This is a genomic window from Lactobacillus kalixensis DSM 16043, from assembly GCF_001434335.1.
GTDB lineage: Bacteria > Bacillota > Bacilli > Lactobacillales > Lactobacillaceae > Lactobacillus > Lactobacillus kalixensis.
The window spans coordinates 1-25,302 of the sequence record NZ_AZFM01000020.1 but is presented as its reverse complement, the minus strand read 5'-3'; the positions used below and the strand labels follow the sequence as shown (position 1 = coordinate 25,302).

Annotated in this window: 27 protein-coding genes and 1 other annotated feature; of the genes, 24 read left to right on the top strand and 3 right to left on the bottom strand. The window is 32.6% G+C overall.

Annotation, left to right across the window (positions count from 1 at the left end; genetic code table 11):
* Positions 1-73: 73 nt before the first annotated feature.
* The 10 genes from FC46_RS06650 (at position 74) to FC46_RS06605 (ending at position 7,198) form a co-directional block, all read left to right on the top strand.
* Positions 74-292, top strand: a complete 219-nt coding sequence (locus tag FC46_RS06650; RefSeq protein WP_057799058.1) for a hypothetical protein — start codon at positions 74-76, stop codon at positions 290-292.
* Positions 289-1,395, top strand: a complete 1,107-nt coding sequence (locus tag FC46_RS06645; protein WP_057799056.1) for an endonuclease/exonuclease/phosphatase family protein — start codon at positions 289-291, stop codon at positions 1,393-1,395. Before FC46_RS06650 ends, FC46_RS06645 begins: the two co-directional genes overlap by 4 nt.
* 95 nt (positions 1,396-1,490) lie before the next feature.
* Positions 1,491-1,946, top strand: a complete 456-nt coding sequence (pssD, locus tag FC46_RS06640; protein WP_057799054.1) for a PssD/Cps14F family polysaccharide biosynthesis glycosyltransferase — start codon at positions 1,491-1,493, stop codon at positions 1,944-1,946.
* 12 nt (positions 1,947-1,958) lie between these two features.
* Entirely contained in the window at positions 1,959-2,456 is a 498-nt protein-coding gene (gene pssE / locus FC46_RS06635; protein WP_057799052.1) for a PssE/Cps14G family polysaccharide biosynthesis glycosyltransferase, read from the top strand.
* The gene (locus tag FC46_RS06630) at positions 2,440-3,279 is read left to right on the top strand and encodes a glycosyltransferase (protein WP_057799050.1); all 840 of its coding nucleotides are present in this window, start codon (positions 2,440-2,442) and stop codon (positions 3,277-3,279) included. Before pssE ends, FC46_RS06630 begins: the two co-directional genes overlap by 17 nt.
* On the top strand, positions 3,263-3,556 hold the full coding sequence (locus FC46_RS06625) for a glycosyltransferase family protein (protein WP_057799048.1): 294 nt from the start codon (positions 3,263-3,265) through the stop codon (positions 3,554-3,556). The genes FC46_RS06630 and FC46_RS06625 overlap by 17 nt, the downstream gene beginning before the upstream one ends.
* A 25-nt stretch (positions 3,557-3,581) precedes the next feature.
* Positions 3,582-3,971, top strand: coding sequence for a hypothetical protein (locus FC46_RS10330; protein ID WP_057799046.1), 390 nt, complete (start codon positions 3,582-3,584; stop codon positions 3,969-3,971).
* A 160-nt stretch (positions 3,972-4,131) separates the two neighbouring features.
* Entirely contained in the window at positions 4,132-4,797 is a 666-nt protein-coding gene (locus tag FC46_RS06615) for an O-antigen ligase family protein (RefSeq protein WP_057799044.1), read from the top strand.
* The gene (locus FC46_RS06610; protein WP_057799041.1) at positions 4,790-5,749 is read left to right on the top strand and encodes a glycosyltransferase family 2 protein; all 960 of its coding nucleotides are present in this window, start codon (positions 4,790-4,792) and stop codon (positions 5,747-5,749) included. The genes FC46_RS06615 and FC46_RS06610 overlap by 8 nt, the downstream gene beginning before the upstream one ends.
* 15 nt (positions 5,750-5,764) lie before the next feature.
* On the top strand, positions 5,765-7,198 hold the full coding sequence (locus FC46_RS06605) for an oligosaccharide flippase family protein (RefSeq protein WP_057799038.1): 1,434 nt from the start codon (positions 5,765-5,767) through the stop codon (positions 7,196-7,198).
* Positions 7,199-7,267: 69 nt separating this feature from the next.
* On the opposite strand, the gene FC46_RS06600 is transcribed toward FC46_RS06605, so the two are convergent.
* Positions 7,268-7,864: a helix-turn-helix domain-containing protein gene (locus FC46_RS06600; protein WP_057799036.1), complete on the bottom strand. Its 597-nt coding sequence runs from the start codon at positions 7,862-7,864 to the stop codon at positions 7,268-7,270.
* 176 nt (positions 7,865-8,040) lie between these two features.
* Here FC46_RS06600 and FC46_RS06595 point away from each other — a divergent pair, with 176 nt between their 5' ends.
* Together FC46_RS06595 and FC46_RS06590 are read left to right on the top strand one after the other, a co-directional pair.
* Positions 8,041-8,787 carry a PAS domain-containing protein gene (locus FC46_RS06595; RefSeq protein WP_057799035.1) on the top strand — a complete coding sequence of 249 codons (747 nt, stop codon included), beginning with the start codon at positions 8,041-8,043 and terminating at the stop codon, positions 8,785-8,787.
* Positions 8,788-9,006: 219 nt separating this feature from the next.
* A complete protein-coding gene (locus FC46_RS06590) occupies positions 9,007-9,597 on the top strand; it encodes a type IV toxin-antitoxin system AbiEi family antitoxin domain-containing protein (protein ID WP_057799033.1) in 591 nt (196 codons plus the stop codon).
* Between the two features lie 264 nt (positions 9,598-9,861).
* On the opposite strand, the gene FC46_RS06585 is transcribed toward FC46_RS06590, so the two are convergent.
* The gene (locus tag FC46_RS06585; RefSeq protein WP_057799031.1) at positions 9,862-10,728 is read right to left on the bottom strand and encodes a LysR family transcriptional regulator; all 867 of its coding nucleotides are present in this window, start codon (positions 10,726-10,728) and stop codon (positions 9,862-9,864) included.
* Between the two features lie 167 nt (positions 10,729-10,895).
* On the opposite strand from FC46_RS06585, the gene FC46_RS06580 reads away from it, so the two are divergent.
* From FC46_RS06580 to FC46_RS06560, 5 genes are all read left to right on the top strand, one after another.
* Positions 10,896-11,501, top strand: a complete 606-nt coding sequence (locus tag FC46_RS06580) for a flavodoxin (protein WP_057799029.1) — start codon at positions 10,896-10,898, stop codon at positions 11,499-11,501.
* Positions 11,502-11,513: 12 nt separating this feature from the next.
* The gene (locus FC46_RS10035) at positions 11,514-12,449 is read left to right on the top strand and encodes an alpha/beta hydrolase (RefSeq protein WP_083478028.1); all 936 of its coding nucleotides are present in this window, start codon (positions 11,514-11,516) and stop codon (positions 12,447-12,449) included.
* Between the two features lie 58 nt (positions 12,450-12,507).
* Positions 12,508-12,746: a binding site (T-box leader), on the top strand.
* A gap of 41 nt (positions 12,747-12,787) precedes the next feature.
* Positions 12,788-13,639 (top strand): MetQ/NlpA family ABC transporter substrate-binding protein, encoded by an 852-nt coding sequence (locus tag FC46_RS06570; protein WP_057799027.1) that lies wholly within the window; start codon positions 12,788-12,790, stop codon positions 13,637-13,639.
* Between the two features lie 217 nt (positions 13,640-13,856).
* A complete protein-coding gene (locus FC46_RS06565) occupies positions 13,857-14,780 on the top strand; it encodes an ATP-binding protein (RefSeq protein WP_157046795.1) in 924 nt (307 codons plus the stop codon).
* Positions 14,781-14,981: 201 nt separating this feature from the next.
* Complete coding sequence (locus FC46_RS06560) at positions 14,982-15,644, top strand: putative quinol monooxygenase (RefSeq protein ID WP_057799026.1); 663 nt, start codon at positions 14,982-14,984, stop codon at positions 15,642-15,644.
* Between the two features lie 56 nt (positions 15,645-15,700).
* Here the strand turns inward: FC46_RS06560 and FC46_RS06555 are convergent, their stop codons facing one another.
* A complete protein-coding gene (locus FC46_RS06555; protein ID WP_057799024.1) occupies positions 15,701-16,879 on the bottom strand; it encodes a hypothetical protein in 1,179 nt (392 codons plus the stop codon).
* Positions 16,880-17,141: 262 nt separating this feature from the next.
* Between FC46_RS06555 and FC46_RS06550 the strand changes: the two genes are divergently transcribed.
* From FC46_RS06550 to FC46_RS06520, 7 genes are all read left to right on the top strand, one after another.
* Entirely contained in the window at positions 17,142-18,170 is a 1,029-nt protein-coding gene (locus FC46_RS06550; protein ID WP_057799023.1) for a DEAD/DEAH box helicase family protein, read from the top strand.
* A 93-nt stretch (positions 18,171-18,263) separates the two neighbouring features.
* A complete protein-coding gene (locus FC46_RS06545; protein WP_057799021.1) occupies positions 18,264-19,610 on the top strand; it encodes a hypothetical protein in 1,347 nt (448 codons plus the stop codon).
* Positions 19,611-19,622: 12 nt separating this feature from the next.
* Positions 19,623-19,958 (top strand): hypothetical protein, encoded by a 336-nt coding sequence (locus FC46_RS06540; protein WP_057799019.1) that lies wholly within the window; start codon positions 19,623-19,625, stop codon positions 19,956-19,958.
* Between the two features lie 12 nt (positions 19,959-19,970).
* Positions 19,971-20,633, top strand: a complete 663-nt coding sequence (locus tag FC46_RS06535; protein ID WP_057799017.1) for a hypothetical protein — start codon at positions 19,971-19,973, stop codon at positions 20,631-20,633.
* The gene (locus tag FC46_RS06530; protein WP_057799016.1) at positions 20,633-22,447 is read left to right on the top strand and encodes a hypothetical protein; all 1,815 of its coding nucleotides are present in this window, start codon (positions 20,633-20,635) and stop codon (positions 22,445-22,447) included. The genes FC46_RS06535 and FC46_RS06530 overlap by 1 nt, the downstream gene beginning before the upstream one ends.
* 496 nt (positions 22,448-22,943) lie before the next feature.
* Positions 22,944-23,825 carry a PPK2 family polyphosphate kinase gene (locus tag FC46_RS06525; RefSeq protein WP_057799014.1) on the top strand — a complete coding sequence of 294 codons (882 nt, stop codon included), beginning with the start codon at positions 22,944-22,946 and terminating at the stop codon, positions 23,823-23,825.
* Positions 23,826-23,990: 165 nt separating this feature from the next.
* A complete protein-coding gene (locus FC46_RS06520) occupies positions 23,991-25,211 on the top strand; it encodes an ATP-binding protein (RefSeq protein WP_057799012.1) in 1,221 nt (406 codons plus the stop codon).
* The last annotated feature ends 91 nt before the right edge of the window (positions 25,212-25,302 follow it).

Here is a 25,302-nt window from a genome sequence, read left to right as displayed (position 1 = left end):
TAAGGCTGTATCTTTGTTGATATAGCCTTTTTGAGCGGAGTGTGAAGAAGTAATCTTTAATGCAGTACCAGCAATGCAGACAAGACATTTTGCTTTAAAAGAAATCCGTGGTGTAGCTGATAGAAGTCTGCAATTAGATCTACAGACTGGTGCAATTTCTGAGCAACATATGACACCAGATTCCGTTAATTCCGAAATTGAGATTATTTTTAGAAAAAAACACAATGATGATCAAAATTTAGGTATGATAAAAATATTACCTAAATTTTTTAGAAAAAGACGGAGAGAATGAAAGTTTTAAAAAGAATCGGGATTGTAATTTTAAGTCTGCTTGCAATCTTTTTAATTGTTTTTGGAGTTTATTTTGCATATATGCAAATGCATTATTATCGAATTCCAGACCATAAAAGTTTGCAGGTGAAGAATAATCCTAAGCAAATATTACAAGTAGGTAAGCAATATTCTGCGATTACTTATAACGTTGGCTTTGGCGCATATAATCAGAAGTTTGACTTCTTTATGGATGCGGGAGAACTGAAGGACGGCAAGAAGACGCATGGCACTCACGGAACTGCATTTTCAAAGAAAGCGGTGCTTGCGTCAACTGATGGCGTGATTAAGACGATGCACCGACAGAATGCGAATTTTATGATGTTTCAAGAAATTGATACGCATTCAACTAGAAACTATTACGTTAACCAAGTGCGAATGATGAAAGAGGCTTTTAAGCGAGATGGCAGTGTGTTTGCCAATAATTTCCATTCGGCCTACTTATTTTATCCAATCTATGATCCTCATGGGAGCGTTCAGTCAGGTCTACTTACTCTGAGCAAGTATCATATTGATAGCAGTGTACGGAGAAAATATCCGGTCACCAGTAATTTGATCACTAAGTTTACGGACTTAGATCGCTGCTTTGTAGTGATGAAAATTCCAACTAGTCATGGCAAGCAATTGATTCTGATCAATACGCATATGTCAGCTTACGATAAGGGTGGCAAAATGCGTAAGGCACAAATGAAATTGTTATCATCTGTAATTGAAAAAGAATACAATCAAGGCAATTATGTGATTGTTGGTGGTGACTTCAATCACGCTTTGGGTCGCGATATGCTTCATCATTTTGATCATCAAGAAAAAGTTCCAGGTTGGGTATCTGTACTTGATCCGATGATGCTGCCTAAGGGGGTTGAAATGGTGAAGGCGAAAAATCGTGAAAAAGTGGCAACAGTGCGTTCAACTGACATGCCATATAAGCCTAAGGTAAATTATCAAACGGTTGGAGATGGTTTTATTGTTTCAAAGAATGTTAAAGCAACGGCGGTTAATATTAATACTGATTATCAGTATGCTGATCATAATCCGGTACGATTAGAATTTACTTTGAGAAAGTAGAATACTTCTTTTGGGACACTTATCAATTGGTAAGTGTTTTTTATTTTGCTGGATGAAGCTACTCTGATGATTTTTTTGAAAAGCTCGAACAAAAAATGAAAATTTGTTTTACTTCATCATCTGGAGGTCACTTCGAACAAATGTTAATGCTCAAGAACTTGTTTGAAGAATATGAAAGTGTTGTTGTAACTGAGAAGACAAAGTACAACAGCAGTTTTAATGCAGCTCCAGTTTATTTTACTAAGCAAGTTAACCGTAACAATTTGTTCTTTATTTTTCCGCTCCTTTATAACATCATTTATAGTTTTTTCATCTTTTTGAAAGTAAAACCAAATGTTGTGGTGTCTACGGGAGTGTTGTCGACTATTCCTTTATGCGTTATCTCTAAAATATTCAAAAAAAAAGTTATCTATATTGAATCGTTTGCAAAAGTAAATTCTCCAACCTTAACAGGGAAGTTAATGTATAAAATTGCAGATGTGTTCTATGTGCAGTGGCCAGAAATGCAGAAAATATTCCCTAAAGCAAAATATGTTGGAAGTATATATTAAGGAGAGGTCATTATGATATTCGTGGTTTTAGGGACGCAAAAATTTCAATTTAATAGATTATTAGAAGAGTTAGATAATTTAAAAAAAGACGGAAAAATCACTGATGAAATTATAGCTCAAGTAGGCTACAGTACTTATCAAGTTGGTAGCTTTCCAACTTTTGACTTTATTGAGAAAGATAAATTTGATCAGTATATTGATCAAGCAGATATTGTAATCTGTCATGGTGGCACAGGAGTTATTGTTTCAGCTCTTAAGAAAGAGAAAAAAGTTATCGCAATTCCTAGAAAAAACGAATTTAACGAACACGTTGATGATCATCAAAAAGAGATTGTTTCTATATTTTTTGATCTTGGTTATATTGAAGAAGTTGATCACATTTCAGAACTAATTAAAGCAATAAGAAATGTTGAGCAAAAGGAATATAAATCTTTTAAATCAAACAATGATATTTTTGTAAATGAACTTAGAGAGGATATTATAAAGCTTTCAAATGGAGAAGGGAAATAAGTTTAAGCAAAAAATAAAAATCCTGCACATTCCAACTAGTGGAGTAAATGCAGGCGGAATAACTAAATTTATTATAGATACAATGACAGAGATGCAAATTGATAATGAAGTTTCCTGCTATATACTCTCTCCATATAAAGTTTCTCCATTTTTCAAAAAGCTTCTCAAACAGTCTAATAAATCATTAATAGTTATTGAAGGTAGATCTAAAAATCCAGTTGGCTATTTTTTCAAAATACTTAACTATATAAAGAAGAATAACTTTGATATCGTTCATGTGCACGGTAGTAGTTCGCTGATGGCAGTAGAAATCTTGGCTGCTAAGGCTGCTGGAGTGCAGGTTCGTATTGCACACAGTCATAATACTACTTGCAGTCATAAATTCTTAAATAATATGTTGAAACCAGTGTTTTTGAAAAACAAAACTCATGCGCTGGCATGTAGTCAAGAAGCAGGAAAATGGCTTTTTGGATCTAAGAATTTTGAAGTTATCCATAATGGGATTGATTTAAAAAAGTTTGAATTTTCTAATCTTAATCGATCTGCAATTAGAAGTAAATTAGGAATAGAAAAGGATACTTTTGTAATCGGTCATGTTGGACATTTTAATTATCAAAAAAACCATGAATTTTTGGTAGATGTTTTTAAAAAAATAGAGCAGAAACGTCCCAACTCAGCCTTGATATTAATTGGAACTGGGAAACTCGAAAATAAAATAAGAGCACAGGTTGAACAACTTCATTTAAATGAAAAAGTATTTTTTATTGGGAATATTGATGATGTTTATAAGTGGCTTTCAGCAATGGATGTTTTTTTTACCTAGTCGGTTTGAAGGATTTTCGTTTGTTTTAGCTGAAGCGCAAGCTAATGGTCTGATGTCTTATATATCTGATACGATACCTGACGCGGCACAACTTACATCAAAAATTCATCGCTTATCTTTAAAAAATGGTAGTGGAGATTGGTCTGATAAAATTTTGGCACACACCGATAATAAGCATTATTTGAGTGAAAAAGAAAAGTATTCGCTACAAATATTGGATAATAAAGAAATTGCGTCAGAACTTCATCAAAAATACCTAAAATATTTACATAACTAAAACAGTATAAAGGGGGATCAGTATATTGACTAAAAAGCTCATGCGGAGTAAAAAGTCTCTGTATTTTTTATTGATTCCCTTTTTTATGCCATATTCTCTGAAATATATCAGTGGCCTAACAATCATTTATGATTTGTCTTCTATTTTTAAATTACTCAATACGTTGTGTATCTTCTATCTTTTTTTTAGAAAAAAAAGAATATCTAAGGTTTTATTACTAATAATACTAATGAATGGGTGTTTATTAGCATCATCTGTTCTCAATAATTTGACAGACACAGAAGCGTATACCAACCTTTTACCTATGTTGGCTTTGCCAATGTTGATAGAGTTAGGCCTTGAAAGGGGAGAGATTGATACAGTTCTTGAAATCATTTTTAAAATTTTGGCTACACTGACAATTATTAATTTTTAATTTTATATTTTTAATAATCTATCCAGGCGGCCTACCTTTTGCCAATCTTTATACTAATACGAGGAATCCACTATATTTTTTGGGATATGACAATGGCGTTGCCTATAATTTACTGACGTTATTAGGTATAAATTATTTTTTATACAGTAGAGACTACTCGATGAAAAGACTAAAGTTTGTATATTATTACGACTATTTTTTCATTACCCCAAGAATTAACATCTTTAATTTAATTAGTTTGATAAGTATATTCATAATTGGGTCGGCAACCGGAAGCTTAATTATTTGTATTTTTATTATTCTAGTAAATGTAGGATATTTGCTAAAAATTGAATATAACCCCTGGATATTCTTTACGTTATATATAATTCTCTTCTTTATGATTATTATGTCTAATGACCAAAGTGCGTTGATCACAAGTTTAACAGAAGCGATGGGACGCGACGGAGGTTTTACTGGAAGAAGTTTACTTTGGAAAAAAGCAGTTGAATTAATCCTGCAAAAGCCATTTCTAGGGTGGGGAAACAATTCCGATATTATTGAAGTTTGGGGTAGTTTGTTTTCAGCTCATAATCAGATATTAGATTTAGTACTTAGAGGTGGATTTTTAACACTACTTTTTTATCTAGCACTACAAGCTTATACCTTTTTCCTTTTAAAAAAGAATCAGTTGCAAACATCAAATGTCTTATTAATTGTAAATTTTTGTTTTCTTTTAGGTGGCTTGATGGAAGCAGGAATTAGACCAGTTCAATTCATCTTTTTGGCACTTACCATCACACCTTATTATGAACAAAATATAAGAAAGAGGTCTACAAATGATTAGTATCATTGTTCCTTGCTTTAATGTTGAAAAGTATATTGAGAGATGCTTTGACAGTATAAAAAACCAAACATATCGTAATTTTGAAATTGTTTTTATTAATGACGGATCGACTGATGCAACATTATCAATTTTAAAAGAAATTATTAACAATTATCCCAATTTAAATATTGTTGTCTATTCACAAGATAATCAAGGTGTGTCTGTTGCGAGAAATACTGGCTTAGAGCTGGCTAATGGAGAATATGTTACTTTCATTGATGCTGATGATTTTGTATTTCCAGATTTTTTGCAAGTTTTAAATGACAACAAAGACGGAGTTGGGCTGTCTGTGGTTGGAATTACTGGAGATGGATTTAACATTAAGAAGACATCCTTTGAGGGAATAATTCCAAAGGATAAATTTGTCTATGAATTTTGGCTGACGCAACACTTATGGGGTTCCGTGGCTAATAAAATTTATTCTATGCAGATAATACAAGATCATAATCTTTCTTTTGATCCAGAGCTAAAAATAATGGAAGATATGTATTTCAATATGAATTATTGTCAGCATATTGATAAAATTTATGTTTCTAATCAGCAACTCTATTACTATCCAAAAAATGCTGAGAGCACAATGCATAATTCAAATTTTTCCAATAAAATGACAATCATCGCTACCTTTCATAAATTATTGAATTTGCCATTATCTAAATCGGATCATGAAATTATTGAACTGCATCAAGTGAACAGTTTGATATGGGTGTTGAACAATTTGTATAAGAACAAAGAACTGGAAGATTTTGATCAATTTAAAGAAACAATTTCAAAAGAGTTCAAGAAATCAAATAGACTTTTATTCTTAAAAAAGGGATGGAAAAAGGGCTCAGTAAGATATTTGACGTTTTTGGTATATCAAATCAGTCCAACACTGTATGAGAATTTGATGTTACTATATTGTAAATTTAAATGATGTGGTAAAGAATTTATGACAGTAGTTAAGAATTATTTATATAATATCGGCTATCAAATACTTGCAATTATTGTTCCAGTAATTACTTCTGCCTATATTGCACGCGTGCTTAAACCAGAGGGAGTGGGTGCTAATGCTTTCACTAATTCTATAATCCAATATTTTCTTTTATTCTGTGGGTTAGGGATTGCATATTATGGCAACAGACAGGTAACATATGTGCGACATAATCGAAGTGAAAAAACGCAGACTTTTTGGGAACTTCAAGTTATTAGAATTGTTATGACGTTACTGACATATTTAGTGTTTGTAATTTTCATGATGTTTTATACTCGAAATAAAGTTTATATGTGGGCTCAATCAATAAATTTGATTGCGATTGCTTTTGATATAACTTGGTATTATCAAGGTATTGAAAATTTTAAAGCATTAGTTTTGAAAAATTCAATCGTCAAAGTTTTATCAATGATAGCTATATTTGTTTTGGTAAAAAAACCAACTGATGTAACATTGTATATAAGTATTTTAGCCATATCGACTTTGCTTGGAAATTTGACACTTTGGCCAAATTTAAGAAAAGAACTGACAAAGATCAATATGCGAACTCTAACCCCTTGGATTCATGTGTTACCGATGATCGGTTTGTTTATTCCACAAATCGCCTCACAAATTTATGGGCAATTAAGTAAGACAATGTTGGGTGGGATGGTAAGTGAAGTAGAATCTGGATACTTTCAATATTCAGATAGTTTAATTAGAATAGTTGTAGCTTTAGTCACAGCCACTGGGACAGTGATGCTCCCACATGTTTCTAATATAGTTTCTAAGGGTGATTTGAAACAGGTAAATAACTTACTTTATAAATCGTTTAATTATGTTTCTGGGATATCATTTTCAATGATGTTTGGCCTAGCTGCAATTTCGCTCACGTTAGTCCCTAAATATTATGGACCTGGTTATGATCCGGTCGGTCCGGCAATGATGATTGAATCAATTATTATTGTGATGATTGCGTGGAATAATGCAATCGGAGTACAATATTTAATTCCTCTTAATAGAGTTAGAGAGTATAGAATTTCCGTAATAGTTGGAGCTGTGGTAAATTTAATTATCAATATTCCATTTATTCATTTTTGGGGATTAAATGGAGCAATGTGGTCTACAGTAATTGCCGAGACTACTGTAACACTGTATCAATTATGGTGTGTTAGAAACTCACTTAGCTACAGAATTTTGTTTCGTGGTATTTGGAAGTACTTTATTTCTAGCGTAGTTATGTTTATCATCGTATTTTGGATGAGCCGAAATTTTGCTGGTACCTGGATGATGATGGGAATAGAAGTATTAGTTGGTATAATAATTTATTGTCTGCTTATAATTATGTTTAAGGCTCCAATAGTAATACAAGTTAAAGATATTATCAGTAGAAAATTTAGCAAGAAAAATTAGCTTATAAGAGTGTAAGAATATCAAAAAATGGTCTAACTCTGGTGAATCATCATCAGTAGTTAGGCCATTTTAATTACCTTTTTTGATTTTATGCAAATAGCTATATACGGTTGGCTCAGACATACGCAAAACTTTGGCAACGGTCGAAACTGCTCCTCTTCGCGAAAAAATATCCTGTTCATAAAGCTTATTAATTACTGCTTTCTTTTGATCAGGAGTCAAGATCATTTTTGAATCTAAGAATTTAGGATCAACGACATTATAAATGACATCTTCAATTGAGTCAGAAAAAGCAAGTCGTTGACTGCGCTTGGTAGATTCTTGGAAGAAATCTTGTAAGTTCAGAGACTTGATTAGTTTATCAATTGCTGACGTGTTGCTACTTGCATTGTGATTGATTAAAAATGTACCAACAATTTTTTGTTCAGCATCTTTGATGAAGAAAATGAAAGTAATAATTTTTTTAGCTTTATTAGTAATAATTTGATAGTTTTCAGCTTTGTTTTTTAGCTTTTTTAAGTCATTTTTTGATATTACATTTTCAAAATCTTTTGTTTGGAAAATGTTCTTGTCATCTGCATAAAAGGCAATTTCATAGCTTGAACCTAGGATCCTTGTCAAAAGGAAAGCGAACTGCTGCCAATTTTCTATTTCAAATTTTTCCATAATGTACCTCATGAATTTATTATTGCAAATCAAGAACTGAAAAAGATGTGTTACGCTATAATTATTTATATTGATTATAATATTTTATTGTTATATAATGAAATTAGTTAAAAGTGTAAGCGATCACAAAAATATAATCTGAATAGAACCGTGCTTTTTAGAAAAGAGGAAAAATTATGGCAGAACCAAAATGGCTTAAGGATATGAACAAAGACGAATATATGAAGGAAGATTTCGAAGCTACTGGCAAATCAGTTGCTGGCACCACAATTGAAGGAATCGACAAGAACGATCCAGAGTGGCTTGATAAAGCAGCTAAGAAGGTTAATGCAGCTGAAGGCAACGACTATGTCAAGCTTGATTCAGGGCTTTTAACAGTTAACCAAATTAATTGGATGCTGCGTAATACTATCGGTGAGCTGACTTTCGTTGATGATAACAACCAATTCTTGTGGTACAACCGTCCTCAAGATCCTAACTACAAGATGAAAGCTGGTAGAAAGCCAGAACAAGTTGGTGACACAATGAAGGCGATTCACCCAGACGTCCGTGACGTTATTCCTAATGCAAAGAAGGTTGTTCACGCACTTCGCACTAAGGAAGCAGGTCACGATGATGTTTACATGCCTGTTCCGACCGGTAACTTAAAGGAACTTGTTTTGCACTACTACAAGAGAGTAGAAGACGATAACGGTAATTATGCTGGTATTTACGAATGGGTTCAAGATTTGTACCCACTTGTTAAATATTTCTGTGAAACTACTGGGCAAAAGTTGGTAGTTGATGAAGATGCGACTACTGGTGCAACTTATCGTCGTAACTCTGATCCGGATGCCGCAACTAGTGCTTCAACTAAGGCAGCTGAAGAAAAGAAGGAAGAAGCACCAAAGCCGGACACTACTACGGGTGCTTCACAGCATTAATAGATAATATTTGCTTATCAACATTTGGTTGGTAAGCATTTTCTTTTTCTAAAAAAGATCCATATTATACCCCGGCATGGCATGAGAGGGGGTATAATATGGATATATAAGACAACTATTAATAAAGATAAGCAACAATTCTAAAAAACTTAATATTTTGTTCGCTTGTATTAGAACGTATATTTGCTAAACTAGCGTTTGTATAAGGGAGCGATTGACATGGCTAATAAATCAATACTACAAGATCTGCTAAAGAAAAATAATTATGTTATTTCTAGAGGACAATTAACAAAAGAAAATTTTTCTGGACAACAAATAAAACAATATCTAAAAAATAACAATTTAGTACTTATCGATAAAGTTATCTATGGTAGTCCTAATCATTTAGAGGATTCGTTTTATGCTATTCAGTTAAGATTAAAACGCGGAATAATATCTTTGAATTCAGCATTATACTTATATGGTCTTAGTGATAGAGTCCCAGATAAAATTGATCTGACTTTTCCAAGAGGGTACAAAAACTCTAGTTTAAAAGAACAGGTTGTCGCACATCAACAGACAACTAAAACTTATAGCCTTGGTATTGAAACAATAAAAACTCCACAAAAAAATAAAGTTAGAACCTATTCACTTGATCGGACTATGGCAGAAATATTGAGACCGCAAAACCATATTGATCCTGAAATAATAGGTAATGCATTTAAACAATACATTACAAAACCCAATAAAAATATTGCTAAGCTTATGTATTTTGCAAAAATTTTCAAAACTACTAAAAAAGTTCAGAACTATATTGAAGTATTACTGTAAATGAATGAGGATTTTAGAAGCTTTAATTAATATTTCTAAATTTAGAAATAGTTATAACGAGATTTTTGAAAAAATAGATGCCGAAAATTATCTATGGAAATTTACATTTATGGAAGATATTTTTCAAGTGATTTGAGAATTTTCTTTTTCTAAAAAAGATCTATATTATACCCCAACATGGCATGAGAAGGGGGTATAAAATAGATAAAAATAAATCAAAAAACGATCCAAAGCAGAAAAATTTTTCTACCTAGATCGTTTTTTCTATTCTTCCATGATTTTTATATATTGTTTCAAATATGGTTGCACAATTCTTCTTTGAGATTGTAAATAAGAACCATATATATCTAAGAAGTTATTTTCATCTTCAATTGGAACCAGAATACGATCGTCATCATCACGTTCTTTATAAGTAGATTTAATTGTTAAATTACTACGGAAAACTGGAAAGTTAGAGTAGTGTGTCAATTCATCAAGAGCAGCTAGATCATCTTGATAAAGGAACTTAGCATTCGGAATATTATTTTCGATAACTTTCTTCCAAGGTCCGATAGATTGCACTACCAAAAAGCTAAGCCCAGCTAAATCTTTAAAAGTAACGCTCTTTTTTTGAGAGAGAGGATTAAATTTGTCAATTCTGATTGAAAGCTTCTCTTGCCCAAGATACATTGATTCAATATCATCTGTTTCAATATCTTCAGTGGTGAAAATCAATCTTTCCTTGTAATTTCTTAAATAACTGATCACATTATTTTCTAAAATTAATTGATGGTTAATATTTGTTTTTTCTTTGAAACGGTCTTTATATTGATCGGTAATAACCAGAGGGCCTGGAAGAGTAGTACCAATATTAATATAATTCTGCGTTCTGGAGAAATTCAAAACTTTTTCAGTGAAATCATTTTCAGCCTGAAGTAACTTCTCTGCTTCTTCTGCTGCAAGTTTTCCAGTTTCGTTTAATGTTATTCGATTTACTGTTCGATCAAATAGTGTGACACCTAATTCTTGCTCGAGGCGTTTCATTCCTCTTGTTACGCTAGGTTGGGTAATCATTAAATGTTCAGCTGTTGCACTTAATGTGCCGTATTTTTTGAAAGTTACTAATTCTTCGAGTAGTTCTAAATCAAGCATCGTTAACTCATCCCCTTTTTTAAAAATAGTATACACTAACTGCATAATGATATGCTAATTTGGCAGTTTTTTTTGCATAAAAAAGCAAATATACTCTAGTTGTTAAGAAATATCAGAGAAGAATTAAGCGAGGTAGTTAAGATGAAACATAAAAAAACTGGAGAAAAATGTTGGTCTTAGGTTTAGGGATGCTGGCAATGCTCGTATTTTCTGCTTGCTCAAGATCAGGTTCACAAAATGGTAATTCCAATGCTAGTTCATCAAGTTCAACCAAAACAGCTAGGGTGCAAAAGGGAAATAGCAATAACAAAACATTGATTGTATACTTCTCATTATCAGGCACAACAAAGTCGGCAGCTCAATATATCCAAAGACAGACAGGTGCAGATATGGTTCGTATTCGCCCGACTAAAGCATATGGAAACTATGATTCTGCAGTAAAGCGTGGTGAACGAGAACTTCGTAACAATATTCATCCAGCTTTAGCAACTAGAATTCCCAACTTTTCTAAATATAATACTGTTTTGATCGGGTACCCAACTTGGTGGCAAAGACCTCCAATGTTGATTCACACCTTGTTTGACAAATACAACTTCAGTGGTAAGACTGTAATCCCATTTACTACAAGTATGAGCACACCACTTGGACTATCTGCTAAAATTATTCGTCAACTCGCTCAAGATGATGGTGCAACTTATAAGCAAGGTATTCGTTATGATAACAATAATTCCAAAGTAAGAAGTTGGCTTAGCGGCTTAGGACTAGAAAAATAGGATGATGAGAATATGAAAAAGAAAAGAATCGCGACTTTTTTAACTTCAGTCATTGCAGCTGGTGCAATTGTTGCAGCATGCGGCAATAATTCTGGCCAAAACTCAAGTGATTCAAGTTCAGCTGCAACAACCAATTCAACTAATGGTAGCCGAACTCAGAAAATCACTTATAAAACCCGTTACAAAGGTAGAACCTACAATAAGAGAGCTTTAGTATATCTTCCTGCTAATTATAATGCTAATCAAAAGCATGATGTCTTTTATTTACTCCATGGCTCAACCGAAGTAAATAATGGCGTGTCCCAACTTTATCGCGAAGGTAACTTCAAACGCACACTTGATAATTTGAATCGTTCGGGTCGGTTAAAAAACACTATTGTAGTTTTTCCAACTTATTATCCAAGTCCAAGACAAGTCTCAAGCAGCTACTATGACGATAACCCTCTTAATAGAAGATTCGCCAAGACTGAATTGATGAACGATTTAGTTCCAGCAGTTGAAAAGCGCTACAAGACATACGCCAAGAACACAACTAAGAAACAACTTCAAAGATCAAGAAATCACCGTGCATTTGGTGGCTTTTCAATGGGTTCAATCACTACTTGGTATGTATTTCAATATGATTTACCATACTTCAAGTACTACATGCCAATGGCTGGTGATTCATGGACAGTAACTTCAGATGGTGGCTCTTCTGAGCCTGAAAGAATAGCGCAAGTGCTGGCAAATTCTGTAAGAAGAAATCCAAATTTGAAGTTCAAGATCATGGCTGGTGTTGGATCAAACGATGGAACTAGCGGATCTATGGAACCTCAAATCAGGGCAATGTGGAGACTGCCACAATTCGATCGTGATAACCTTGAATACTACATCCAACCTGGTGGTGGACATGATGCACCAACTATGGCGAGAATTGTAAATCACTATGGAAATGAACTTTTTAAATAAAAATTATAAAATGTGTTGACAAGATGAAATTTACCTGATAAATTAATAATCAAATATTAAAAAGATCTCGACGAGTAGAGTAATCGATTGTAGTTTATTACAGAGAGTCGCTGAATGGTGAGAGGCGATTGGACAAGATTGATGAACATGGACTCAGAATGATCAATACTGGTGATATTTAGTCAGTGTCGGTTTTGCAGCCGTTATCTCTGCAAACTATTGTCAGATAGTTAGCGAGACTATTGCGCGCAAGCGGGTAGTAAATAAAGGTGGTATCACGAAGCATTCGTCCTTTAAGTAGGGGCGAGTGCTTTTTGTTTTTTCAGGGAGAAATAAAAATGAGAAAAAAGAAGCAACGTAATATTATAATTTTGTCAATTGCAGTGGTATTAATAGCGGTAGTTAGCTGGTTTAGCTTTGGACCAAAGCCAGCCAATTCAGAAGCTGAAAAGACTGTTACTGTGGGGATTGTTGGTGCAAGTAAGGGCGATATCAAGATTTGGCAAAGTGTCGCAAAAAGAGCTAAAAAGGACTATGGCATTATTGTAAAGACTAGAAGTTTCGATGGTTATGATCAACCAGATAAGGCTTTGAAGTCTGGTGATATTGATTTGAATGCTTTCCAACACTATGCATTTTTGAAAGAATGGAATAAAGCAAACAAGGGTGGAATTACTGCAATTGGTGATACTTACATTGCTCCAATTCGTTTGTACTCAAAGAAGTACAAGAAGTTAAGTAGCTTGCCAGATAATGCAACTATTGTAGTACCAAACGATCCAACTAATGAATCACGTGCATTGTTTGTTTTGAAAAATGCCGGTCTTATTAAATTGAGAAAGGGCAAGACATTAGTTTCTGTAGCTGATATTACAAGCAACCCACGTAATTTCAAGATTAAGGAAGTTGCTTCCGAACAAACTAGTCGTGTAATTAACGATGTTGACGCAGCTGTTGTTAACAATGACTTTGCTGGTCCAGCTGGTCTTGGTGAAAAGCAAACTATCTACGTTGAACCATTGAACAAAGACTCAAAGCAATGGGTAAACATCATTTGTGCAAGAACTAAGGACAAGAATAAGAAGATTTACCGTGAAGTTGTGAAAGCTTACCAAACTGAAGCAACTAAGAAATTATACAAGCAATTCTACGGTAATAAGCAAATTCCTGCTTGGGATAAGAAGTTTTAAGATTGAGGAAAACGGTTGATTAAATTTTCAACCGTTTTTTCTCTCGCTTGCAATTGAAAAAGTTTAAAAAGGAGATTCAGTATCTGTTAAGGTGCTGAATTTGTTTTTTTAACTAAAGGTAGGTTTGTAGAAGATATATCGCTTCAAAAAAATTGTATATTCTTTGGACAATATCTGAATTTAATGATATTTATTGAATAAAGAAAAGAGATGAAAAATGATGCGAGAAGCAATTACTAATTCATTTTCAAAGGCACGAACTTTCGATGGCTTAATTTCAGAGCAACAAGACTTAACTTTTTCTGTCTTAGAAAGCACATTGAAAAAAGATCTTGGAATCGAAAAAATTTCTGAAGATGTGTTAATTACATTAGACTTATATAAAAAGTCTGAAGGATATACCAATGCTGGAGCATTATTAGCTGATAAAAATCAATTTCGAGGAATCGATATGGTTCGCTTTGGTAAAAACATCAATATTATGTTAGATCGTGCTAATTATGAGAAGATTTCAATTCTTGAACAATATAATTCTGCAATTTCCAAATATAGACAGTATTATCAGCATGAAGAAATTATTGGATCAAATCGAAAAGTTGTTTCACAAATTCCTGAAGAAGCATTTAGAGAAGCGATTGCTAATGCTTTGGTCCATAGGACGTGGGATGTCGATTCACAGACAAAAGTGTCAATGTATGATGACAAAATAGAAGTAACTTCACCAGGTGGATTGCCAGCGGGGTTAAGTAAAGAAGAATATTTGAACGGTCAAATTTCTATTTTACGTAATCCAATTATCGCCAATATATTTTTTAGATTAGGTCTTATTGAACAATTTGGGACAGGAATTATAAGAATTGTAGATTCATACGAAAATAGCTTGGTTAAACCACAATTTCATACATATGAAAATTCTATTTCCATCGTACTGCCTGTAAAACAAATTAGCGTAGATGAGCTTTCAAGAGAGGAAAATGAGATATATCAAGTCCTTGATAGCGGTCCATTATCGACTAAAGAAATTGTTAATGACACAAGCTTCGGCAGGACTAAGGCATTGCAAATAATCAATCATTTAATTGAGAAAGGATATCTAGAAAAAGAAGGTAACGGAAGAGCAACTAAATATTCAAGAAAATAAGCACGGTTGATTAAGTTTTCAACCGTTTTTTCTCTCGTTTGCGATTGAAAAATCGCTCGAAAAAGATTGAAAACGCGGTTGAAAAGTTTTCTCTCGCGTTTTCAATCGCAATTTGTAGGCTATATTAGCCTAATCTCTGGATTAAGTAGGTTATAATAAGTTTTGAATAGATAGATTGTTTTCAATACATAGAGGCCTATTATGAAATTGAATGATTCAACGATTTTAAGATTTTTCCATTTAAATATTGATGCTAAAGACGTTGCTAGGTTCCAAGAAGTTGGCAAGAAAAATATGACTACATCAATTAAAAAAGAACCTGGCACGCTTTTCATGGCTTTAACTAATGACGATAGTCCCAAGACAAGTAATTATGTACTTGAATGTTACCGCGATGAGAGCAGCTATGAAATTCATGCAAGTTCACCTCAATTCAAAGAATTTAGTAATGTAGCTAAAAATACTGTTATAGGGCGTGAAGTGTTTGAATTAACTCCGCAAATCATTCTAACTAAAGATGAACCGTTGCGAGTTGCTGGTCAGAATGACTATTATGTTCGAATTTTAAAATTAACCTTAGTTGATGAAGATTTGAAGAAGTTTGGAGCTGCACTTCGCGAAGAAGTATCACAGAGTATGGAGAAAGTTCCTGGACTAAAGGGTGTACTTGCAGGTAATTTCTTCGACGTTGAGAACGAATGGCGTATTTTTGAAATTTTTGACAGTAAAGTTGCTGCTAAACAGTATAGCCAGTCTAGTCAATACGCAAATTTTGAAAAGCAAGTACATGACATGATCTATAGTCGTGAAGCGATTGATCTAAATCCTGATATTATCGTAGATCAAGGAAAATTAGAATATTAATTAAAGATAAGCATATTTTGGCACTAGAGCTAAGGTATGCTTTTTTAATGAACATATTAATTGTTTTTAAATAGATCTTTTTGAATGTAACAATATGCGCCTAATCCAGTGATGATGAAAATAATAAGCATAAGTAAGCGTAAATACGTCATTTCTGGAGTATAAACTAACTCTGACTGATGGCTTAAGTAAGGCATTAAAAGTGCTAATTTATTATCTAATTTGATATATGAAATAATTTCAAGTGTTCCGAATAAAATAATTTGATTTAATAATGAACCAAGTGAAGAAAGCTTGGCACTAATATTACTAGTGTCATCATGTGCAACTCCTTTACTCCAAATGTTTAATAGACTGTCGCAAAGTAATACTAGTCCGATTCCAAATAAGTATCCAAATTCATTACAAGTGATTAACAAGCCTAGCAAAAGAAAGAAAAATGTGATGGTGAATTTTTGAGTTAATTTTATGTTGTGGGTCTTTTTAATGATTATTTTTGCTAACATCCCGCTTAATAGTAATTCGGTAAACATGATGAAAATCCAAATAGCTTTATCCTGCTGAAAAGCAAAAAGTAAAGTATAAACGATAATGTAATTTTTAATTCCACCAAGCCAAATTCGTATCGGGCGGTCGGGTTTCTTCAAGAGTGTACTTTTTTCAATAGTAATACCAATAATCGCTAAGATAACTAGGATAATGCTAAAGTCAGATATTTGACCAGTTTTTTTGAAAATACTAACAATGAAGAAGGTGATTAAAATAATAAAATCTATAAAGTATTGCCGTTTATTAATCACAATGTTTTTGTTGAAACTTGTCTTTGGGTCCTTTTCGATCATCCAGGCATAAATTGTTTCTAAGAATATGAGCATCCCAAAGAAGAGAAAACCATAAATTGCAGAAACTTTTAATAATAGAAAAGTCATCACTATAAGACAAAAGATAGTTGCGATTCCGGAAACTAAAGTTGTTATAGAAGGTAGATTTTTATTTGTTCCGACTAAAAATTTTATTCCGCTAATTCCAATTGCTAATATGATTATTCCAATGTCCATTAACCATTCATAGCGTAAATATAAGCCTAAAGTTGCTAGTGCAATACCGGCTAGCGCTAATAGACGCAACATCTTGTTGATTTCTGACCAAGTGCGCAAGTTTAAACTGCCGTTGAGTAAAAAAGGCATCGTCTTTTCGATGGAATAAGCAAAGATGAAGGGCCAAACGAAGGTCATTTTTTCACCTGTAGTCGAGTTAAATATGCTTTAACTTTAACTATACACCAACTATATACATGCTATTCGTAATAAAATAATTTATCTCTCTCAAAAAATTACTCATCAAAAATATAACAGGTCTCAGAATTATCTTAATTGGAATAGTTCTGAGACTTTTTGTTTAGTTTGTTAACAATGAATGTAAGTTATTACTGTAATTGAAAAATGCATGCTAAGATGTGTGAATATTTGTTAGTTTATTAAGGAGACCATCAAAGTTATGCATGAAGAAAGAGTTAATGCCATACAGAAAGTCTTAAAAAGAATTTATAAAGAAAAAATTTATCCATATTTGTATGTACTAGAAGATGCAACAGGATCAGGAAAGAGTTATGCAGTTATTCATCAAATAATTGATCAAATTAAAAAAGATGATAAAAGTTTATCTATTTATGTTACGACTAGAAAGAACAATCGTGATGAAGTAGGTAGTCAAATAAAGAAAGCTTTTCCTGAAGATACAGGGCAGATACTGATTCTTAAGTCTGTTTCTGATCAGATCGTTGATTTTTTAGAAAAACATTCTAAAGGTGAATCAGATGTATTCTTGCAGAGTAAGGCAATCAAGGAATACTTCAATAACAATACGCCAATTCAATATCTACAGACCAAAAATATTTTACTAGGAATAACTAAAGAATATTTTGGCGAGAAAGCGTTGAATCAACATTCTGATGATAAGGAATTTCTGTCAGAAGGATTGATAGAAAAGATGAGTTATGTAAAAGGAATAATTGGGAATGATTTTAAAAATAGTCATGAGAATTATTCCAAAATGACCAATGAAGATAAAATCAGATTATTGTTGAAGGAACTTCCGTGGTATGAAGAGATGTTTCCTGATGTCAAGATCAATGACAAAAGTTGCATTGTAATGACGGATTTAAAGCTACTTGCAGGGCATAGTACTTTTTATGGACGTAATAAAACTTATTTAGAGCAACTTTATCGCGAGCAGAGAGATACTACGCTATTTTTAGACGAATCAGATGCAATTAAAAAGAACATAACTACAGCTTTAATCGATAAGATCGCTGACAAAGAACGGCCAGAAGATTTATTTACTTTATTCAATAGAATTTATCACTCTTTAAATTACTCTGATTTACCCGATAGGTTTAAGAGAGTTAAAGGGTCAAAAGAAATTTTTGAATCAATTAAGAAACGCTTCGATAAAGTAAATGAAAATTATCATCTTAATTTAGTTTTTGAGTTAGATCTAGAGTTAGAAGATAATATCTATGCATAAATTCGTGACTCACATTTAATTGTAATTTCGAAGTTTAACGAGAACATCATTACTACTAGAGATAATCTTGAAAAAGATAGGAATTATCATAAATTGGACAAAATCTTAAAAGAAACTACTAGTGCTATAAAAATGTTCATAGGTCGAATGTATCGATTTTCAATGGATTATCAGGAAGATAAAAAAGCTCATAATAAAGAGACATTTGAGTTAAAAGATGAGCTAAGTTTTGTTTTGAGAACGGTAATTCAGACTACTAGACCGGAAGAAAGATATTTAGTAAATTATTTGATCAACAACTTTTTGAAAAGGCGAGATGCAGACCAAGTGTCAGGTCTTCGGGCAAACTTTTCAATTGATAAGACTCACTATAGTTCTGGATATTCTTATATCAAAATCAAATCTAATCATCGCGAAAGCATGAGGACAAAAGTTTTCCTTTTTGCTGAACCTTATTCTGCAGAAGATTTTATCCAAAAAATGGCTAATAAATGGAGAGTCATATTCATTAGTGCGACAGCTAAAAATGATTCGATTTTCAGCAATTTTGATCTCAGATGGTTAAAAGATAATGTCAAACATATGTGTATTAACAATCCAAATGATGAGAAAATATTGAACGCTGAAAATACGTTTCAAAGAGAAAAATACAAGAAAAAAGTAAAAGTTCATCTTGAGAAGATCAAAACTAAACCAGTTCCAGGAAAGAGTTCATACTTTCAATATTTTGCCGATTTATGTTCTGAAAAAAAGACTACAGAAGATTTGCTATCCATTTATAATGAATATCTTCAGGCTTATAGTGTTCAGGAAGATTTTGGCTTTTTCAGAGATTTAGACTTTTTCAAAGCAATTATTAAAATGTGCAGGCTTAATCAGTCTGATCCCTCACTACAATCTTTTATCACTTACCGAAATACTACGACTTCAGAGCAGCAAGTTGAATTTATTAGTAAATTGCTGAAATTCGTTGGACTGGAGAAATATAGTGACTGTGTAAAAGAAATCTCTGCTAAAAATGATGATCAACTTGCTATTATTAAAAGAATTTGGTCAAAAGAACAATTCTGCATTTTAATTACATCATTTAACAGTATGGATCGAGGAGTTAACCTACAGTACCCAATTAATGAGGCTTTTTTGAAGAAATATCCAATGGTTATTAACTTAGATTCTGCTCAGAAGAGAAAACTAGAAAAAGATATTGATGGAACATACTTAGAAGCACCAACTCATTTGTATCATGGTTTCAGCTCAGAGAATATTGTGAAAGAAACTCTGAATGTTATTAGTGAGATGGAAAGTCTATCTAATCATGGTGATATTAGCCGTAAGAAAGCAAAACTAAATATCGAAAAGTACATTGTAAATCATAGAATTATCGAGAAACTCAGTGCGGGGATGCCAGCTTTAATTGCAAAAGAAGTAATCCTTGAATAAACTCTAGGTCGTATGATGCGTACTAATTTTAAAAATAAGAATACGTATGTGATGCTCAATGAAGATGCAGAAGATTGTTTTGCCGTATTTAAGTTGATAAAGAATCACCGTATTACGGGACTAGTTGATCAAGTTATTCAACAAATAAATCTGAAGCAAATTCCATTGAATGATCATAAACAAAAATTTTATGAAATGGAAACGCAGCATAATGAATTCATTACTGAATGGGCAAAATATCTACCTACATTAAATGAAAAGCAACAGAAATTGTGGGTGGAATTACGAGAATTTGTTGGCAAGTATCCAATGTTGGATAGTTTGAATAAGCAAAAAATTAAAGAATAGAATCTATATTATTTGTATTGTACATTTGGAAAGCCGGTAACGAAGTACTACTACCACTTTGAGGATAATAACTTTATTAAGTTAACCGGGCTTGAACTGGAGAAGACCAAGAAGGTAGATAAGCTATTAGATTTTAAAGAATACGATGTAATGCTTCAAAAAATTTTTAAAAAGAATCCATGGATAAAGAAGAAACTTCAAAATGAAGGATATATGGTTGATTTATCAAAGCCGCACCAATATTTGTTAACACCAACTGCTTTCAATAATTTCTACAAGGGTGTGATTGGAGAAAAAATTTTTGCCCTAGTGGCTGAAAAATATCGCTTAGATTGGCACGATATGAGCGATTTAGAAAAAGATAAATTTGAACTAGTAGATGGTTTTCTAAAACGTGGCATCCGGCAGATTTATGTTGATGTTAAAAACTTTGACTCACGTAAAAGAGCATATTTTGAATCAGAAGCAGCCTTTGAAAGAAAAGAACGTTATAAATTAGAGCGTCTAAAGACCAAGAGAATAGTTATTGTGAACTTGTATGATTGGGAAGGTAAAGAATATCCAGGCAATTCAAAAGATTGGATTATTTATTACCCAGCTCTATTCCAAAACGATGGCACTCTCAATCGTAGTGTGGTGGACAGCTTATCTAGTTTGTTAAATGAGGAAGAATAATGGTAGAAATCACTTTATCAAAATTAAATAAACCCAAAGTAAATTCAAATGCAATTACTGAAGATTTTGATGTATTTTCAGTAGTTTGTGATGAATACGAGTACTGTGTTAGCTACGCTCGAATAACTGATTTGGGTGAAAAAAGCGATAGCGTCTATACTGCGATGTATAGTGATAAGAAGCTATATTTGCTATGTGAGAAAGATGCATTTAAAGTTACTGAATTACAAAATTTACTACAAGAAAAAGATGAAAATTTAGCTAGAGTTGATAAATTAGATAAGTTTAGATTAGATGGGTTATCTGAATACATTTTGCTGAAGCTATTTTTTAATATGGTTTCTGGAACTAGGTTATTTAAAAAGATAGGTAAATATAATCGTATATTTTTCGTCCCAACTACAAGAAATAGAAAGGCATTTGCTCTAGATGAAGTTAAACTGAATCAAAATTTTAATATGTGGATTTCGTCGACTACTTTTACTAATAAAAAAATGTTTACAAGTGATAAAGAAGACCAAACGCGTATCGCTAAAAAAGCTATTTATCAGATTGATTTTATTAATAATACTATGAAAAATGTTCTTAAAGGTAATCAAGAAGATGGCGAGCAATACTATAATCTTCCTAGATTTAAGGGCGCTAAACCAAAGTTTCCATCTAAATTCTTCGCTGATAAAAATGCTAAGGATAAGTTAGGCAGGATAGGTAAAAATAGATTAAACGCATATCTCAATACTAAATCTGGAAAAATGTTTTATATAATTGATCAATTTAATCAACAATTTTCTAAGTATTTTAGTAATTTGTTTTTTATTACCCAAGATGTTGATCGTAGAAAATTAGATATGACTGCTCAAGCTTATGTTAAAGATTTAAAATTCAAATTGGTAGAATTCAGTCAAAAGCATGAGATCTACTTGATTGATGAAACTGAAGAACATGTTGCACTAATTAACTATTTAAAAGATAAATTTAAGTCTTTGAAAATAGAAGTTACTTTAGCGGATAAGGATGATCTAGCTGAAGGGGATTTGGCGATTTCATTAATTCATGATAAAGAATTTTATAATAAGAATAAAGATAAGGTAGATCCACATCAAGAAAAGAGTCTAGCGATAATTCAACATATTACAGTTGAAGATGCAGAGAATAGTTTTCCAGATGCAACACTCTATAATTTGATCAATCAGTTAATTATCAAATATGATTTGAATAAAGGTGAATTAACGATTATTTCAATTTCTGAAAAAATTCGTCAATTCAAGTATTACGCGATGTTTGATGAGAATGCTTATGAAATGAGGTTTAGTGATACTAGCCATTTTGAAATTAATAAAGTTACTTCATTTGATAAGATAAGTATTTTAGATGATCCCAAAATTGAACTTATGATTGAAGACTCTAGGGGAAACTACTACAAGATTTTTCGTTTAGATACAGTAACTTTACCTAACAAAGTCTTAATGGATGATTGGAAGGAAGCTGCTGACAATGGAGAATTAGTAACTGCCCGCAAAACTGCAAATAGAATTAAATATATTAGCGGATTGTTTGATATTAGTTATTGGAAAGATAGTAAGGATTTCTATTATATTGTTGGTGGGATTCCTGATGCTTTACAGCAAAGTGTTGCTAGAGGATTTCATGTGCGAAAAATTGAAAAAGTTGAGAAACAAGGCACACTAAATAATGAAGAAATTTTTGATTTAATAGAAATGATGATGGTGCCTACAATAAAGTATGCAAATATGACAGTATTGCCATTTCCTAAAAAGTATCTTACTGAAGCATTCTTGGCAGATAGAAAATAAAAAATCCTACAGATATTCAAATCTTAGGAGAATTTAATAAAGTTTATAGATCCATAAACATGGGTTCGATATAATAAAACCAGGTCTCAAATGACGGCTAACTACCGTCGAGATTTAGCAATTATCATCGTGGGCTACGGCACCTTCAAAGATTTTGTAATTGCGGAGGTGAAAGCCTATGATGAACATGGATAGACTAGGAGGGAAATTGTGGATACGGCTATGATTATTGTAGCTTTGGGAGCTTTTGTAATAGACTGTGCCAAAGCATATGCAATAATCAAAAAAGCTAATCGTTTCCACGATTAGCTAACCCAAATAGTCACATGTAATTGCTTTGGGAGCTGGTGAACCGACACTTCACTAGCTCCTTTGCTTTTATTATAAAAGATTCGCTATTTTTTTACAAATTGCTTTAATGAAAATTATTCCAAAAGCTAAATATTGGTTATTTTTCCTTCCAAGGCTTAAAGTAAATAAAAGGAAGGAAAAGTAAATGAATACAAATCAATATTGCTATACCGAAAAAAATTTTAAAATTGCGGATGCGCCAACCTTTGTCAAAGATTCTAGTAAGGATCTGAAAAAGATCAAAAAGCAGGTTAAAGAAAATGTTAAGCAAATCAATAAGGCACAAGCAATGATGAATGCTCGCCGCAAATACAGCGTCTTAATCGTTTTGCAAGGGATGGATGCAGCTGGCAAGGATAGTCTGATCAAGCATATTTTGGAGGGTGTTAATCCAGTTGGCTTTAACGTTGCTAATTTCAAAACACCAACAGCAGAGGAATTGAATCATGATTTTCTTTGGAGAATTAACCAAAAATTGCCAAGCCGTGGTCAAATCGGCATCTTCAATCGTTCATATTACGAAGATGTGCTGATTTCGCGTGTTCATCCATCTATTATTTTGAACAACAATTTGCCAGAGATTCATTCTTTAGAAGATGTAAATGATGAATTTTTTGAAAAGCGTTACAGAGAAATCAGGGATTACGAGCAGTATTTAACTGATAATGGATACGTGATTCTTAAGTTCTTCTTGCATCTATCAAAGGATGAACAAAAGCGCCGTTTCATGTCCCGGATTGAAACCCCTGAGAAAAATTGGAAGTTGTCAGCTGCAGATATTCGCGAGCGGCAATATTGGAACAAGTATCAAATTGTTTATGAAAAAGCCATCAATAAGACATCAACGGAAGAAAATCCGTGGTACGTTATTCCAGCAGATGATAAGTGGTATTCGCGTTTAATTGTGTCAAATATTTTGACTGAACAACTCAAGAAATTACCACTTGCTTATCCAACAATGGCAGAAAAACAAGAAAAGGAATTGCAAATTGCTAAGCAACTTTTGCAAGATGAAGATAAATACTAAGAAGGCGAGAGATTTATATCTCTCGTTTTTCTTTGGAGTTAATTCCAAATAATACCAAAAAAAGCAAAAAGTTTGGAGTTAACTCCAAACTTTTACAAAAAATAGCCGATGTTTGGAGTTGACTCCAAAAAAATGTAAAATATAAGGCAAGAGGTGAGACAAAATATGGAAAAATTTGTTAATCGACCAGTTTATCTTGATTTTCTAAAACGCTGGTGTGACAAAAAAGTAATTAAAGTAGTTTCTGGTGTTAGACGTGCGGGAAAATCGACCTTATTCTACTTATTTAGAGAATATCTTAAAAATAAAGGCGTTTCTGACGAACAAATTATTAATATTAATTTCGAAGATATGAAATACGATTATTTAAGAGATAATCAAAAACTATACAATTATTTACAAGAAAATATTTCGTCAAACCAGATGAACTATATCTTCCTAGATGAAATCCAACATGTTCAAAATTTTGAGCGTGTTGTTGATTCGCTGTTTCTACAAGACAATGTGGACCTATATATCACTGGATCTAATGCTTATTTCTTGAGCAGTGAAATTTCAACACTCTTAACTGGAAGATATGTCGAACTCAAAATTCTGCCTTTATCATTTTCTGAATTTGTAGAATGGCATAAACAAAATGATCAGTTTACCGACAATACTGATATGTTCAATTTGTATCTTCAAAGTTCTTTCCCGTTCACTTTGTTTCTTCAAACAGATCAAGAAAAAAATGAATATTTACAAGGTGTATATTCAACTATTGTTCTAACTGATATTGTTTCAAGATTGAATATTAAAGATACGCCTGTTTTAGAGAGACTAATCAGCAGTCTCTATTCAAGCATTGGTAGCCAGGTTTCTATTAATAAAATGACTAATACACTAAAGAGTGCAGGCTATTCAACAAGTAATAAGACGATTGATCGCTATTTAGGTGGGATTCTAGATAGTCTTCTGATGTATGAAGCAAAGTGCTTCGATGTGCATGATCGACAGTTGTTAAATAGTCAGAGTAAATACTATGGTGTAGATGTTGGAATTAGAAATATTCTTTTGCCAGATCATCAAGAAGACTTCGGCCATATTATCGAAAACATTGTTTATTTGGAATTGCTCAGACGAATGAAGAATGTGTATGTAGGCAAAAGTCAAAAATATGAAGTAGATTTTGTCGGAATTAATGCCAATAATGAAATATCATATTATCAAGTTGCATTAACAACCTTAGATGAAAAAGTTCTGCAAAGAGAATTGAGATCACTTCAAGAAATTAAAGACTCTTATCCAAAATATTTGTTGACGCTAGATACAATCAATCGGACTGCCAATTATGATGGCATTAAAAAGCTAAATATTATTGATTGGTTATTAGATGAGCAAAAATAAGCAAAAAAATGGTGCTGAGAAAAATCTTAGCACCATTTTTCTACGTAAAGTCAAGCTCCGTCTAGGATTAGACCTGATATTTTTAGATAAT

What these genes read in the sequence shown, in the direction of transcription:
- FC46_RS06530 (WP_057799016.1), top strand. Translation starts at nt 20,633, where the DNA reads ATGGTAGAAATCACTTTATCAAAATTAAATAAACCCAAAGTAAATTCA.
- FC46_RS06615 (WP_057799044.1), top strand. Translation starts at nt 4,132, where the DNA reads ATGAAAAGACTAAAGTTTGTATATTATTACGACTATTTTTTCATTACC.
- FC46_RS06540 (WP_057799019.1), top strand. Translation starts at nt 19,623, where the DNA reads ATGATGCGTACTAATTTTAAAAATAAGAATACGTATGTGATGCTCAAT.
- FC46_RS06550 (WP_057799023.1), top strand. Translation starts at nt 17,142, where the DNA reads ATGCATGAAGAAAGAGTTAATGCCATACAGAAAGTCTTAAAAAGAATT.
- FC46_RS06600 (WP_057799036.1), bottom strand. Translation starts at nt 7,864, where the DNA reads ATGGAAAAATTTGAAATAGAAAATTGGCAGCAGTTCGCTTTCCTTTTG.
- FC46_RS06605 (WP_057799038.1), top strand. Translation starts at nt 5,765, where the DNA reads ATGACAGTAGTTAAGAATTATTTATATAATATCGGCTATCAAATACTT.
- FC46_RS06570 (WP_057799027.1), top strand. Translation starts at nt 12,788, where the DNA reads ATGAGAAAAAAGAAGCAACGTAATATTATAATTTTGTCAATTGCAGTG.
- FC46_RS06525 (WP_057799014.1), top strand. Translation starts at nt 22,944, where the DNA reads ATGAATACAAATCAATATTGCTATACCGAAAAAAATTTTAAAATTGCG.
- FC46_RS06520 (WP_057799012.1), top strand. Translation starts at nt 23,991, where the DNA reads ATGGAAAAATTTGTTAATCGACCAGTTTATCTTGATTTTCTAAAACGC.
- pssD (WP_057799054.1), top strand. Translation starts at nt 1,491, where the DNA reads ATGAAAATTTGTTTTACTTCATCATCTGGAGGTCACTTCGAACAAATG.
- pssE (WP_057799052.1), top strand. Translation starts at nt 1,959, where the DNA reads ATGATATTCGTGGTTTTAGGGACGCAAAAATTTCAATTTAATAGATTA.
- FC46_RS06560 (WP_057799026.1), top strand. Translation starts at nt 14,982, where the DNA reads ATGAAATTGAATGATTCAACGATTTTAAGATTTTTCCATTTAAATATT.
- FC46_RS06585 (WP_057799031.1), bottom strand. Translation starts at nt 10,728, where the DNA reads ATGCTTGATTTAGAACTACTCGAAGAATTAGTAACTTTCAAAAAATAC.
- FC46_RS06590 (WP_057799033.1), top strand. Translation starts at nt 9,007, where the DNA reads ATGGCTAATAAATCAATACTACAAGATCTGCTAAAGAAAAATAATTAT.
- FC46_RS06580 (WP_057799029.1), top strand. Translation starts at nt 10,896, where the DNA reads ATGTTGGTCTTAGGTTTAGGGATGCTGGCAATGCTCGTATTTTCTGCT.
- FC46_RS06610 (WP_057799041.1), top strand. Translation starts at nt 4,790, where the DNA reads ATGATTAGTATCATTGTTCCTTGCTTTAATGTTGAAAAGTATATTGAG.
- FC46_RS06630 (WP_057799050.1), top strand. Translation starts at nt 2,440, where the DNA reads ATGGAGAAGGGAAATAAGTTTAAGCAAAAAATAAAAATCCTGCACATT.
- FC46_RS10035 (WP_083478028.1), top strand. Translation starts at nt 11,514, where the DNA reads ATGAAAAAGAAAAGAATCGCGACTTTTTTAACTTCAGTCATTGCAGCT.
- FC46_RS06625 (WP_057799048.1), top strand. Translation starts at nt 3,263, where the DNA reads ATGTTTTTTTTACCTAGTCGGTTTGAAGGATTTTCGTTTGTTTTAGCT.
- FC46_RS06595 (WP_057799035.1), top strand. Translation starts at nt 8,041, where the DNA reads ATGGCAGAACCAAAATGGCTTAAGGATATGAACAAAGACGAATATATG.
- FC46_RS06555 (WP_057799024.1), bottom strand. Translation starts at nt 16,879, where the DNA reads ATGACCTTCGTTTGGCCCTTCATCTTTGCTTATTCCATCGAAAAGACG.
- FC46_RS06565 (WP_157046795.1), top strand. Translation starts at nt 13,857, where the DNA reads ATGATGCGAGAAGCAATTACTAATTCATTTTCAAAGGCACGAACTTTC.
- FC46_RS06645 (WP_057799056.1), top strand. Translation starts at nt 289, where the DNA reads ATGAAAGTTTTAAAAAGAATCGGGATTGTAATTTTAAGTCTGCTTGCA.
- FC46_RS06650 (WP_057799058.1), top strand. Translation starts at nt 74, where the DNA reads ATGCAGACAAGACATTTTGCTTTAAAAGAAATCCGTGGTGTAGCTGAT.